The 12,655-nt window shown below is 70.2% G+C and carries 10 protein-coding genes; 8 read left to right on the top strand and 2 right to left on the bottom strand.

The features are described from left to right. Nucleotide 1 precedes the first annotated feature (1 nt). The 7 genes from AB8810_RS14800 (at nucleotide 2) to AB8810_RS14770 (ending at nucleotide 6,812) form a co-directional block, all read left to right on the top strand. Complete coding sequence (locus AB8810_RS14800) at nucleotides 2–613, top strand: GNAT family N-acetyltransferase (RefSeq protein WP_369914059.1); 612 nt, start codon at nucleotides 2–4, stop codon at nucleotides 611–613. Further along, a complete protein-coding gene (gene argC, locus AB8810_RS14795) occupies nucleotides 610–1,566 on the top strand; it encodes an N-acetyl-gamma-glutamyl-phosphate reductase (RefSeq protein ID WP_369914058.1) in 957 nt (318 codons plus the stop codon). Before AB8810_RS14800 ends, argC begins: the two co-directional genes overlap by 4 nt. Nucleotides 1,567–1,677: 111 nt before the next feature. Further along, nucleotides 1,678–2,976, top strand: a complete 1,299-nt coding sequence (argH, locus tag AB8810_RS14790) for an argininosuccinate lyase (protein ID WP_179563949.1) — start codon at nucleotides 1,678–1,680, stop codon at nucleotides 2,974–2,976. A gap of 65 nt (nucleotides 2,977–3,041) precedes the next feature. Further along, nucleotides 3,042–3,833, top strand: a complete 792-nt coding sequence (locus AB8810_RS14785) for a hypothetical protein (RefSeq protein ID WP_369914057.1) — start codon at nucleotides 3,042–3,044, stop codon at nucleotides 3,831–3,833. Nucleotides 3,834–3,921: 88 nt separating this feature from the next. Next, nucleotides 3,922–4,179: a hypothetical protein gene (locus AB8810_RS14780; protein ID WP_179563951.1), complete on the top strand. Its 258-nt coding sequence runs from the start codon at nucleotides 3,922–3,924 to the stop codon at nucleotides 4,177–4,179. Between the two features lie 16 nt (nucleotides 4,180–4,195). After that, nucleotides 4,196–5,404 carry a glutamate 5-kinase gene (gene proB / locus AB8810_RS14775; RefSeq protein WP_369914056.1) on the top strand — a complete coding sequence of 403 codons (1,209 nt, stop codon included), beginning with the start codon at nucleotides 4,196–4,198 and terminating at the stop codon, nucleotides 5,402–5,404. Between the two features lie 160 nt (nucleotides 5,405–5,564). Further along, nucleotides 5,565–6,812: a glutamate-5-semialdehyde dehydrogenase gene (locus AB8810_RS14770; RefSeq protein ID WP_369914055.1), complete on the top strand. Its 1,248-nt coding sequence runs from the start codon at nucleotides 5,565–5,567 to the stop codon at nucleotides 6,810–6,812. Nucleotides 6,813–6,935: 123 nt separating this feature from the next. On the opposite strand, the gene AB8810_RS14765 is transcribed toward AB8810_RS14770, so the two are convergent. Continuing rightward, nucleotides 6,936–9,344 (bottom strand): glycoside hydrolase N-terminal domain-containing protein, encoded by a 2,409-nt coding sequence (locus AB8810_RS14765; protein WP_369914054.1) that lies wholly within the window; start codon nucleotides 9,342–9,344, stop codon nucleotides 6,936–6,938. A 317-nt stretch (nucleotides 9,345–9,661) separates the two neighbouring features. On the opposite strand from AB8810_RS14765, the gene AB8810_RS14760 reads away from it, so the two are divergent. Then, nucleotides 9,662–11,578 (top strand): CocE/NonD family hydrolase, encoded by a 1,917-nt coding sequence (locus AB8810_RS14760; protein ID WP_179563956.1) that lies wholly within the window; start codon nucleotides 9,662–9,664, stop codon nucleotides 11,576–11,578. Between the two features lie 96 nt (nucleotides 11,579–11,674). Here the strand turns inward: AB8810_RS14760 and AB8810_RS14755 are convergent, their stop codons facing one another. Further along, nucleotides 11,675–12,562, bottom strand: coding sequence for a LysR family transcriptional regulator (locus AB8810_RS14755; protein WP_369914053.1), 888 nt, complete (start codon nucleotides 12,560–12,562; stop codon nucleotides 11,675–11,677). Nucleotides 12,563–12,655: the final 93 nt, after the last annotated feature.

Genomic DNA, 12,655 nt, shown 5'->3' with positions numbered 1-12,655 from the left:
GATGAGCATGGACCTGCTGCCTACGCTGTGGCGCGAGGTGCCGAGCCTGCAGGGTAGGCATGCGTCGCTGGAACCGTTGCGGGCAGCGCACGCCGACGCGTTGCGCACGGCCTTGCACGGCAGCGGCCTGGAGCGGCTGTGGTACACCAGCGTGCCGGCTGCGGACAAGGTCGACGGCTACGTGGCCGCCGCGCTGGACGTGCAGGCGCAGGGCCGCGTGCTGCCGTTCGCGGTGCGCGATGCGGCCGGCGACGTCGTCGGCAGCACGCGCTTCTACGGGCTGGACGCCGAGGTGCCGACGCTGCTGATCGGCTACACCTGGTACGCGCCGCGGGTGCAGCGCAGCGGGGTCAACACCGAGGTCAAGCTGATGCTGCTGCAGTACGCGTTCGAGACCCTGCAGTGCATCAGCGTCGGCTTCGAGACCAGCTGGTTCAACCACACCTCGCGCGCGGCCATCGCCCGGCTCGGCGCCAAGCAGGACGGGGTGCTGCGCAACCACAAGCGCCACCCCGACGGCACGCCGCGCGATACCGTGGTGTTCTCCATCATCGATACGGAATGGGCCGGGGTGAAACGCCACCTGCAGTTCCGCCTGGACTCGCATACATGACTTCCCCCAAGACCTACGGCGTCGGCATCGTCGGCGCGCGCGGCCACACCGGCGCCGAACTGATCAAGCTTGTCGCCGCGCATCCGCACCTGCACCTGGCCTTCGTGTCCTCGCGCGAACTGGCCGGCCAGCGCGTGGCCGAGCACAGCGCGGACTACCAGGGCGAGCTGCGCTACGAAAATCTGGATGCCGATGCGGTCGCGGCCAAGGGTGCCGCGGCGGTGGTGCTGGCGCTGCCCAACGGCAAGGCGGCGCCCTACGTCGCGGCGCTGGATGCGGCGGCGGCCGAGACCATCGTCGTCGATCTGTCGGCCGACTACCGCTTCGATCCCGGCTGGTACTACGGCCTGCCGGAACTGACCCGCGGCCGCTATGCCGGGCAGAAGCGGATCAGCAATCCCGGCTGCTATGCCACCGCGATGCAGCTGGCGATCGCGCCGCTGCTCGACCAGCTGGCCGGGCCGCCGCAGTGCTTCGGCGTGTCCGGCTACTCCGGCGCCGGCACCACGCCATCGGACAAGAACAACCCCGAGCTGCTGCGCGACAACCTGATGCCGTACGCGCTGACCGACCACATGCACGAGCGCGAAGTGTCCACGCACCTGGGCGTGCCGGTGGAGTTCATGCCGCACGTGGCGCCGCATTTTCGCGGCATCACCATGACCGTGAACCTGTGGCTGCAGCAACCGCTGGCGCTGGACGCGATCCAGCGCCGCTACCGCGAGCGCTACGCCGGCGAGCCGTTGATCGAAGTGCTCGATGAAGCCCCGTGGGTCAGCCGCATCGCCGGCAGGCACGGCGTGCAGATCGGCGGCTTCACCCTGGCCCCGGGCAACAAGCGCCTGGTGGTGGTGGCGACCCTGGACAACCTGCTCAAGGGCGCGGCGACGCAGGCGATGCAGAATCTCAATCTGGCGCTGGGGCTGGACGAGCTGACCTCGATTCCCATGTGACACCATCGGGACTGGGGACTCGGGACTCGGGACTCGGAACGGCAAGAGCAGATGCTTTTGCTTCTCCGAGTCCCGAGTCCCGAGTCCCGGGTCCCGGCAAAAGGACCCCTCATGACCAATTTGTTGTGGCAAAAACCCGGCGTCGCCGTCGATGCCAAGATCCAGGCCTTCCTGGCCGGCGACGACGTGATCCTGGACCGCGAGTTCTTCCTGCACGACATCGCCGCCAGCGGCGCGCATGCCGAAGGCCTGCAGCGCATCGGCATCCTGTCGGCCGACGAACTGGCCGGGCTGCAGCGCGAACTGGCGATCCTGGCCGAGGATTTCCGCAGCGGCGCGTTCGTGCTCGACGAGCGCTTCGAGGACGGCCATTCGGCGATCGAGGCGCGGCTCACCGAGCGCCTGGGCGACGCCGGCCGCAAGATCCACACCGGGCGCAGCCGCAACGACCAGATCCTGGTTGCCACCCGCTTGTGGCTGAAGGAACGGCTGGCGCAACTGGCGCAGCTGAGCCGCGAGATCGCCAAGGTCGCGCTGGACCGCGCGCAGGCCGAGCAGGCGCTGCCGCTGCCGGGCTACACCCATATCCAGCGCGCCGTGGTGTCCTCGGCGGGCATGTGGTGGGCCGGCTGGGCCGAGGCCTTCATCGACGATGCGATCCGCGCCCACGACACGCTGCGCCTGATCGACGCCAACCCGCTCGGCACCGCCGCCGGCTACGGCGTCAATCTGAAACTCGACCGCGAGCACACCACCGCCGCGCTCGGCTTCGCGCGCATGCAGGTCTCTCCCATCTACGCGCAGCTGTCGCGCGGCAAGTTCGAGATGGCCGCGCTGGAAGCGCTGGGCAGCGCGACCCTGGACCTGCGCCGGCTGGCCTGGGACCTGTCGCTGTTCACCAGCGGCGAATTCGGTTTCGTCGCCTTGCCGGCGCAGTACACCACCGGCAGTTCGATCATGCCCAACAAGCGCAATCCCGACGTGATCGAACTGATGCGCGCCACCCACGCCAGCGTGGCCGCGGCGCGCACCGAGATCGAGCAGCTGCTGTCGCTGCCGTCCGGTTACCACCGCGACCTGCAGAGCAGCAAGGGCGCGATCTTCCACGGCTTCGGCCGCGGCCTGGCCGCGCTGGAGCTGCTGCCGGCGTTGCTGGCCAACCTGGAATGGCGCGAGGACAAGTTGCGCGCGGCGATCGACTCGGGCATGTACGCCACCGATGTGGCGGTCGAGGCGGCGCTGGCCGGCGTGCCGTTCCGCGAGGCCTACCAGGCCGCCGCCGCGTCGGCGGCCAGCGCAGGGCAGGGGCGCACGCCGGAAGGCAGCCTGGCCGCGCGGGTCTCGCCCGGTGCCGCCGCCGACCTGCGGCTGGCGGAATTGCAATCGCGCTGGGACGCGCTGGCCGGCTGAGGCCGGCACGGCCCAGGCCGTACGCTGCCACGCCGGATTTACGGGTTGCACCGGAAGGAGGATGCATGGACCGATCGACCGCGCTGCCGCAGGGACCCAAGCGCCATCGCTGGGCCGCGCTGGCGACGTTGCTGTTGCCGCTGCTGCTGGCGTTGTCCCTGCCGTCGCAGGCGGCAGCCGGCGACGCGCTGAAGGTGGCGGTGTACCGGGGCAAGGCCGGTTGCCGCGGTTGTTCGGAAATGGTGGTGAAGTCGTTGCAGGGAAGCGGCCTGGATCTCGAACTCGCCTATGTCGGCGAGCGCGAGCCGCTCAAGGTGAACGCGCGCACGCTGAGCGGCTTCGACCTGTACATCCAACCCGGCGGCGGGCAGGACATTCCTGCCGCCTATGCCGCCATCGGCGACGACGGCGCCAGCGCGATCCGGGCGTTCGTGCGCAGCGGCAAGGGCTTCCTCGGCTTGTGCATGGGCGCCTATCTCGCCGACCGCGACTGGATCGGGCTGGTCGACGTAGCGCTGCAATCGGAGGTCGGGCGTCCGGGTTCGGGCATCGACGACGAAGGCGACCATACGGTCGATGTGCGCTGGGACGGGACGCTGGAACGCTTCTACTATCAGGACGGTCCGTATTTCACCGGCAAGACCGCATCGGGCTATGCGCCGATCGCCCACTACCGCAACGGCGATGTGGCCATGGCCCGCTACGGCTATGGTGCCGGCACGGTGCTGCTGACCGGCCCGCATCCCGAAGCCGACGCCAGCTGGATGGACGAGGAGGGCGGCGACGCTGCGGCGCAGGACAAGATGCGGCGCCTGCTGCGCTACTTCGCGGCGACACGCACGGCTGTGGTGCGTTAGTGTCGGTAGCGGCCGCTGGCAGGCGGTGCGGGAAGGGCGGGCGGCCACGCCGGCCCGATGGTGACGTAGTCGATCGAGGAGAAGCAGGATGACGCTGTACCTGGTGATGGCGATGCGCAAGCCGGACTTTCCGCCGTCGGTGGTCCAGCCGCACCGCGATTTTCTCGCCGCGTTGCGCGCGCGCGGGCTGCTGGAACTGGCCGGCGGTTTCGGCGACGGCAGCGGCGGCGCCTATCTGCTGAAGAACGTCGCCAGCCTGGAGCAGGCGCGGGCGATCGTCGCCGAGGATCCGCTGGCGATCGAGGACGCGTCCGAACTGAGCGTGCATGCATGGAACGCGCAATGAGCCGGGCGCGGCCGCGATGAGCGTCGTGATCGCTGGCGCATCGGCGTTCGTCGAGCAGGCGCTGCCGCCGTGGCGGCGCGCGGTGCTGAAGGTCGGCAGCAGCCTGCTCGCCGCCGATGGCGGCGGGCTGTCGCCGCGCTATGCGCTGGGGCTGGCGCAGTTCGTCTCGGCCAACCTGGCGGCCGGCCGCGAACTGGTGATCGTGTCCTCCGGCGCGGTCGCCGCCGGCCGCGCGATCCTGCCGCGGGCCGCCGAGGCCGGCGCGGCGATTGCCGCGCGGCAGGCGCTGGCCGCGCTCGGCCAGGCGCAGCTGATCGCGCTGTGGCAGCGCTTCTTCGAGCGCCCGGTGGCGCAGGTGCTGCTGACCCACGACGACCTGCGCAACCGCCGCCGCTACCTCAACGCGCGCGCCACCCTGGGCGAGCTGTTGCGGCTGGGCGCGCTGCCGGTGGTCAACGAGAACGACACCGTGTCGGTGGACGAACTCAAGCTCGGCGACAACGACAACCTGGCGGCGATCGTCGCCGCGCTGGTCGATGCCGACGCGCTGTTCATCGCCACCGACATCGACGGCCTGTACACCGCCGATCCGCGCAGCGACCCGCAGGCGCAGCCGCTGGACGACGTACCGGAGCTGACCTCGGCGGTGCTGGCGATGGCCGGCGGCAGCGGCAGCCGCGTCGGCACCGGCGGCATGCACACCAAGCTGGAGGCCGCGGCCAAGGCCGGCGCCGCCGGCATCGAGACCTATCTGTTCAACGGCCGCAGCGCCGAGGTGGTGCGCGGCCTGGCCCAGGACCGCCTGCGCGGCACCCGCATCCATCCCGCGCGCACCCGCATCGCCGCGCGCAAGTACTGGCTGCGCCAGGTGCCGGTCGAACCCGGCGCGATCCTGGTCGACGCCGGCGCCGCCGCCGCGCTGGCCGACAAGGGCGCCTCGCTGCTGCCCGGCGGCGTGGCCGGCGCCGAAGGCGACTTCCGCCGCGGCGACATGGTCGAAGTGCGCCTGCGCGACGCCGACGGCGACCGCTGCCTGGCGCGCGGCGTCAGCCAGTACTCGGCCGCCGACGTGCGCCGCATCGCCCGCCGCCACTCGCGCGACATCGAGTCGATCCTGGGGTACAGCTATGGAGAGAATGTGATTCACCGCGACGATCTGGTGGTGATTCGGGACTCGGGATTCGGGAGCCGGGATTCGGGACTCGGGACTCGGGACTCGGTGTAAGCGCGCGAGACTGGTGCGACGTCGCGCGAAAGGGAATCGCGTTGCGTCGTTGCAGCGATCGCGCAAATGTTTCGACGTGTTTCGCCCGACAGCTTGACGATTCCCGCCGCTCGCGCAGCCTTTTCGAGTCCCGAGTCCCGCCTAACCACTGGAACCATCAATGAGCACGATCCGATCCCAAGCCCTGCAATGCCGCGATGCCGCGCAGGCGTTGGCGCAGTTGTCCTCGGCGGCCAAGCAGGCCTTGCTGGAGGCGATGGCGGCGGCGCTGGAGGCGGATGCGGAGACGATCCTCGCCGCCAATGCGCGCGACCTGGAGGCGGCGCGGGCCAGGGACGTCGGCAGCGCGATGCTCGACCGGCTGGCGCTGGACGGCAAGCGCCTGGCGGGCGTCGCCGCGGCGTTGCGCGAAGTGGCGGCGCTGCCCGATCCGGTCGGCCAGGTCACCCGCGACGACGTGCGCCCGAACGGCATCCGCGTGCAGAAGGTGCGGGTGCCGCTGGGCGTGATCGCGATGATCTACGAGGCGCGCCCGAACGTTACCGCCGACGCCGCGGCGCTGTGCATCAAGGCCGGCAACGGCGTGATCCTGCGCGGCGGCTCGGAGGCGATCCATTCCAACACCGCGATCGCCGCCGCGCTGCGGCGCGCGCTGCGCGAGGCCGGGATCGGCGAGGACGCGCTGACCCTGGTGGAGGACCTGCGCCGCGAGACCATGCTGGAACTGCTGCAGCTCAACGACATCGTCGACCTGGCGATCCCGCGCGGCGGCGAGGGCCTGATCCGCTTCGTCGCCGAACACGCGCGGGTGCCGGTGATCAAACACTACAAGGGCGTATGCCACCTGTTCGTGGACGCCTCGGCGGACTTGGAGCTGGCGGTGAAGCTGCTGGTGGACGGCAAGACCACGCGCCCGGCCGCGTGCAATTCGCTGGAAACGCTGCTGGTGCATGCCGACGTCGCGGCACGCTTCCTGCCGCTGGCGGCGCAGGCGCTGCAGCAACGCGGCGTGGCCCTGCGCGGCGACGACGCCAGCCGCGACCTGTTGCCGGACATCGACGCGGCCAGCGACGCCGACTATGCCGCCGAATACCTCGACCTGATCCTGGCGATCCGGGTGGTGCCGGACCTGGACGCGGCGATCGCGCACATCCGCCACTACGGCTCGGACCACACCGAAGTCATCGCCACCGCCGATGCGGCCAACGCCGAGACGTTCGTGCAGGCCTTGCGCGCGGCGGTGGTCATGGTCAACGCCTCCTCGCGCTTTTCCGACGGCGGCGAACTCGGCCTGGGCGCGGAGATCGGCATCTCCACCACGCGCCTGCACGCCTACGGTCCGATGGGCCTGGAAGCGCTGACAGTGGAGCGCTTCGTGGTGCGCGGCGAGGGGCAGGTGCGGCACTGACGCATCCCGCGTCGAACCGGGAATGCGTGCTGCTGTAGGAGCGGCTTCAGCCGCGACGGGCTTTCCTGGGAAGGCCCGTCGCGGCTGAAGCCGCTCCTACAAATGCTGTCATCCTCTAAACGCTCACAACACCTGCAAACGCCCGCCTTTCGCCAACTCGACCGTGCGCCGCGTGCCGTTGAACGCGATCTCGGTGCGGGTACCGCCGACGCTGCGCAGCGCGATCCGCGTGGCCTTGCCGTCGCGCCATTCCAGGTCCACCACGAAGCCGCCGCGCGCGCCGATGCCGGTGACCCGGCCGCGTTCGGCCCAGGCCTTCGGCAGCGCCGGCAACAGCGCGATATGGCCGGGCCGCGAGTACAGCAGCATCTCCAGCATCGCGGCGGGCGTGCCGAAGTTGGCGTCGATCTGGAACACGCCGCCCAGGGTGGGGTCGCCATGCTGGCTGAGGTCGTAGATGTCGAAGAAGTTCGGCGCGGTGCCGTTGCTGTGCACGATCGACGGCTTGAGGTTGGTCGCGACCAGCGCATAGGCGCGCTCGGCCTCGCCCAGCCGCGCCCAGCACAGCGCACGCCAGGCGCAGGCCCAGCCGAAGCTGTGCATGCCGCGCGCTTCCAGCAGCTTGCGTGCCGCGGCGACCTGTTCCGGTGGGGCCAGGTCCGGATGCAGGCGATGGCCGGGGTACAGGCCCATCAGCGGCGACAGGTGGCGGTGGTGCGCCTCGCCCAGGTCGTCGGGCGACATCCATTCCTGCAGTTGCCCGCTGCTCGGACTGATTTCCGGCAGGTACAGGCGCCGCTGCAGCTCGGCGACGGTCGCGGCATAGGCCGCATCGCGATCGAGCAGCGCGCTGGCCTGGCGGTATTGCCCGAACAGGTTCCAGGCCAGCTCCTGCGCGTAGGCGATGCCGCGCGCGTCTTCCGGGCCGTGCTCGGGCGACCAGTCGTGATCGTCGACCAGGCGCCGCTGCGGGCGGCCATCGGCACCGGTCACCTCCAGCTCGATCAGCCGCGCCTGCCAGAACTCGCAGGCGCCCTTGAGCAAGGGATAGATCCGCGCCAGGTAGGCGCGGTCCTGGGTGTATTCGTAGTGCTGCCACAGGCTGTCGCACAGCCAGGCGTTGCCGCCCGGGTGCCAGGACCAGCCGCTGCCGCCGAACGGATTGGTCGAGAACGCCACCGCCCAGCCGGCGACCTTGCCGGAGGTGTTGCGGAAGCGGTTGCGCGGGTCGTTGAAGTGCGCCTGGGTGATCTGCGTCCATGCCGGCAGCTGCGCCAGGCAGTAGCGGGCGAGGGCGTCGAAGCACGGTGCCAGCCCGGCCGCGTCGGTCAGCCAATAGTTCATCTGCAGATTGACGTCGCTGTGGTAATCGCTCATCCACGGCGGATCGTTGTTCTCCAGCCACAGCCCCTGCAGGTTGATCGGCAGCGCGTCGCGCGAGGCGGCGATGGTCAGGTAGCGGCCGAACTGCAGGTACAGCGCTTCCAGTTCGGGGTCGGGCGTGTCGGCCGCGGCGCGGGCCTGCAGCCGCTCCCACAGGTCGAGCTTGCGTTGCGCCGGGCTGGAGCGGCCCAGATCCACCTGCATGCCGTCGAACAGGGCGCGGTAGTCGGCCACGTGGGTGTACAGCAGCGCCTCGGGCGCGAGCCTGGCCGCCGCCTCGCAACGTTGCCGCGCCAGGGCCTGCGGATCCAGGTCCGGGTCGCGGCAGTTCCTGGCCAGGTCGGGCACGTAGTTGCTGCCGCCGCACACCACGATGCGCAGCGCGCTGCAGTCGCGGAAGTGCAGCGTGTCGCCGTGCAGTTCCACGTTGCCGTCGGTGGCGATCAACTGCACGTGCGCGCCATGGCGCAGGCCGTTGGCCAATGCGCCGGAAAATCCCAGCTGCCCGCTCGCATCGCCCTGCACCGGTGCGGCGTGCGCGCTGACCAGTCGCAGCCGGCCGCTGTGGCGGCCGCCCCCGCGCTGCTCGAGCTGGATCACGAGGGCGTCGTAGGGATGGCTGGCGAACACGGTACGGGTGAACTGCGCGGAGCCCAGCGCGTAGTGCACGCGCATGCAGCCGTTGCTCAGGTCCAGCTCGCGTGCGTAGTCGCGCAGCTGCGCCGGCGCGTGTCCGTCCAGTTCCAGATACAGCTTGGCCAGCATCACGAAGCTGCCGAAGTTGTCCTTCTCGTAGGGAAATTGGCCCTGCGCGTCGAGCACGTCGTTGCGCCCGCCGGTCCACAGGCTGGCATCGGACAGGTACAGGAAGTCGCGGTCGGGCGCGCCGCCGACCAGGGCGCCGAGCCGGCCGTTGCCGATCGGCAGGCCTTGCCGCAACACGTCGGCCTCGTTGGCCGCGCTGGCGTAGCGCATCCGCAGCGCCTGCGCCGGCGGCACCAGCGGCGAGCGGGCCGGGCGCAGCGGCGCGGCCAGCGTACGGCCGAATGCGGGCAGGCCCAGCAACGGCAGCATGGCCGCCAGGGCGCCGCCCTGTTTCAGGAACGCGCGGCGCGCCGCATGGCCGGGCGCGTGCTCGGAGTCGCTCATCGTGTGGGTCTCGCCGGCGCCCCGCACGCGGTTGCGGCGATGGGCAGAAGCATCGTTGTACCTGCCGTGCGCGCCGCAGGGAAGCTATCGCGTGCGGTTTCCGGTGCGGTGGCGCCGATGGCGCCAGGCATGTCCGCAACTGACCGGAGCGTTGGCGGTCGCATGGCCGTTCCCGCTCCGGATCCCGCCATTTCCGTGTCCTGACGCATGCGCACCGCGACCCCCGTGCGGACACGCCGGGCCGTCTGCGGCGCGCCGACACTTCCGCCCGGGCCGCGGTTGCGCCTACAGTCGCCGTCTCACTGCCCGGAGGTTCCATGCGTCCCATCGCCGCCCGCTTGCTCGTCACCGTCGTTGCCGCCGCGCTGGCCGCCGCCGCCCAGGCGCAGACCGCGCCGATGACGCCCGACATCACCGGCAAGGCCTTCGTCGCGCCGACCGAGGCCAACGACTACGTCAAGCGCGAGGTGATGATCCCGATGCGCGACGGGGTCAAGCTGCACACCGTGATCGTGCTGCCCAAGGGCGCGCAGCATGCGCCGATGCTGCTGACGCGCACGCCCTACGACGCCAGCGGCCGCGCCAGCCGCATGGCCTCGCCGCATATGCGCGACCTGTTGCCGCAGGGCGACGAGGTGTTCGTCGACGGCGGCTACATCCGCGTGTTCCAGGACATCCGCGGCAAGTACGGTTCGCAGGGCGACTACGTGATGACCCGGCCGCTGCGCGGGCCGCTCAACGGCAGCAAGGTGGACCACGCCACCGATGCCTGGGACACCATCGACTGGCTGGTCAAGAACGTGCACGAGTCCAACGGCAAGGTCGGCATGATCGGCTCGTCCTACGAGGGCTTCACCGTGGTCATGGCGCTGACCGATCCGCACCCGGCGCTGAAGGTGGCCGCGCCGGAAAGCCCGATGATCGACGGCTGGATGGGCGACGACTGGCTCAACTACGGCGCGTTCCGCCAGGTCAACTTCGACTACTTCACCGGCCAGCTGACCCAGCGCGGCAAGGGCAGCGGCATCCCGCGCCACGGCCACGACGACTACAGCAACTTCCTGCGCGCCGGCTCGGCCGGCGACTACGCCAAGGCCGCGGGCCTGGAGCAGTTGCCGTGGTGGCACAAGCTCACCGAGCATCCGGCCTACGACAGCTTCTGGCAGCAGCAGGCGCTGGACAAGGTGATGGCGCGCACCCCGTTGAAGGTGCCGACGATGTGGCTGCAGGGCCTGTGGGACCAGGAGGACATGTGGGGCGCGATCCACAGCTACCAGGCGATGGAACCGCGCGACACCGGCAACGACAGGAACTACCTGGTGATGGGGCCGTGGCGGCACAGCCAGGTCAACTACGACGGCTCGGCGCTGGGCGCGCTGAAGTTCGACGGCGACACCGCGCTGCAGTTCCGCCGCGACGTGCTCAAGCCGTTCTTCGACCAGTACCTGGTCGACGGCGCGGCCAAGGCCGACACCCCGCCGGTGTTCATCTACAACACCGGCGAGAACCACTGGGATCGCCTGCAGACCTGGCCGCGCAGCTGCGCGCAGGGCTGCGCGTCACGCAGCAAGCCGCTGTACCTGGCCGCCGGCGGCACGCTGTCGTTCGACGCGCCCACGGCCGGGCAGGGCGATTACGAGGAATACGTGTCCGACCCGGCCAAGCCGGTGCCGTTCGTGCCGCGCCCGGTCGATTTCGGCGATCGCGACATGTGGACCAGCTGGCTGGTGCACGACCAGCGCTTCGTCGACGGCCGCCCGGACGTGCTGACCTTCGTCAGCGAACCGCTGGATGCGCCGCTCAGCATCGCCGGCGTGCCCGAGGTGCACCTGCAGGCCTCCACCAGCGGCAGCGACAGCGACTGGGTGGTGAAGCTGATCGACGTCTACCCGGACGAGATGGCCTCCGATCCGAAGCTGGGCGGCTACGAACTGGCGGTGTCGATGGCGATCTTCCGCGGCCGCTACCGCGAGAGCTTCGAAACGCCCAAGCCGATCGCGCCGAACCAGCCGCTGGCCTACAGCTTCGGCCTGCCCACCGCCAACCACACCTTCCAGCGTGGCCACCGGGTGATGGTGCAGGTGCAATCCAGCCTGTTCCCGCTGTACGACCGCAATCCGCAGACCTACGTGCCCAATATCTACTTCGCCAAGCCGGGCGATTACCAGAAGGCCACGCAGCGCATCTGGCATACGCCGCAGCAGGCGAGCTACATCAGTCTGCCGGTGCGCTGAGCGCCGCTGCAGGGCGGTCGTGCGGGTGTGCAGCGCCGGCGAAGCCGGCGCATTCCGTGTGCGCGGCATGCCGTATCGCGCCGCCGCGCACCCGGCTCACAGACGCAGTGCGTCCAGGACCAGCGAGAACGCCGGCGAGTGCTGGCGGCGGCTGGGGTAGTAGAGGTGGTAGCCGGAGAACGGCGGGCACCAGTCTTCCAGCACCCGCACCAGGCGCCCGTCTTCGAGATGGGGTGCGAATTCCTGTTCGGGCAGGAACGCGATGCCGAGTCCATCCAGCGCGGCGCGCACGATCGGCGGCGAGGTGTTGAAGATCACCTGGCCTTCGACCCGCACGTTCACCTGCCGGTTGCGCCGCTCGAACTCCCACACGTAGATGCCGCCATGGGTGGGGAAGCGGATGTTGATGCAGCGGTGTTGGGTCAGGTCGCCCGGTAGCTTGGGCACCGGTCGCTGCTGGAAGTAGGCCGGCGCCGCGGCCGCGGCCATGCGCAGCGGCGGGCCGATCGGCATCGCGATCATGTCCTTGTCCAGGCTTTCGCCCAGGCGCACGCCGGCATCGAAACGGTCGGCGACGATGTCGCGGAAGCCGTAGCTGACATCGAATTCGATCTGCACGTCCGGGTAGCGCTGCAGCACCGGGGTCAGCTTGGGCAGCAGGGTGGTGTGCAGGATGTGGTCGCCGCTGGTGATGCGCACGATCCCGGCGGGCTTGTCGCGCAGGGCGGTCAGCGCGTCCAGTTCCGACTCGATCTCGTCGAAGCGGTTGCCGATGGCCTGCAGCAGGCGCTGGCCCGCCGCGGTGGGCGAGACGCTGCGCGTGGTACGCGTGAGCAGGCGGATCTCCAGCCGCGTTTCCAGCGCCTTGATCGCCTGGCTGAGCGCCGACTGGCTGACGCCCAGCGCCGCGCCGGCGCGGGTGAAGCTGCCTTCCCGGGCGACGGTGACGAAGGCCAGCAGGTCGTTGAGGTTGCGTCGTGCCATGGGTCGAGTCTGACAGTTCGATTGATTAGCTGGGCTAATAGGGGGTGCAAGGATTAATCATCTTATCAGCCGGGTGCGGTGTGCCGACAATGG

This window comes from Xanthomonas sp. NCPPB 3005 (assembly GCF_041228095.2).
GTDB lineage: Bacteria > Pseudomonadota > Gammaproteobacteria > Xanthomonadales > Xanthomonadaceae > Xanthomonas_A > Xanthomonas_A bonasiae.
Note: the sequence above shows the minus strand (reverse complement) of the source record. Positions and strands in the feature narration are given on the sequence as shown.

Coding starts and splice junctions, on each gene's coding strand:
- proB (WP_369914056.1), top strand. CDS start 4,196: ATGAGCGTCGTGATCGCTGGCGCATCGGCGTTCGTCGAGCAGGCGCTG.
- AB8810_RS14800 (WP_369914059.1), top strand. CDS start 2: ATGAGCATGGACCTGCTGCCTACGCTGTGGCGCGAGGTGCCGAGCCTG.
- AB8810_RS14765 (WP_369914054.1), bottom strand. CDS start 9,344: ATGAGCGACTCCGAGCACGCGCCCGGCCATGCGGCGCGCCGCGCGTTC.
- AB8810_RS14785 (WP_369914057.1), top strand. CDS start 3,042: ATGGACCGATCGACCGCGCTGCCGCAGGGACCCAAGCGCCATCGCTGG.
- argC (WP_369914058.1), top strand. CDS start 610: ATGACTTCCCCCAAGACCTACGGCGTCGGCATCGTCGGCGCGCGCGGC.
- AB8810_RS14770 (WP_369914055.1), top strand. CDS start 5,565: ATGAGCACGATCCGATCCCAAGCCCTGCAATGCCGCGATGCCGCGCAG.
- AB8810_RS14780 (WP_179563951.1), top strand. CDS start 3,922: ATGACGCTGTACCTGGTGATGGCGATGCGCAAGCCGGACTTTCCGCCG.
- argH (WP_179563949.1), top strand. CDS start 1,678: ATGACCAATTTGTTGTGGCAAAAACCCGGCGTCGCCGTCGATGCCAAG.
- AB8810_RS14755 (WP_369914053.1), bottom strand. CDS start 12,562: ATGGCACGACGCAACCTCAACGACCTGCTGGCCTTCGTCACCGTCGCC.
- AB8810_RS14760 (WP_179563956.1), top strand. CDS start 9,662: ATGCGTCCCATCGCCGCCCGCTTGCTCGTCACCGTCGTTGCCGCCGCG.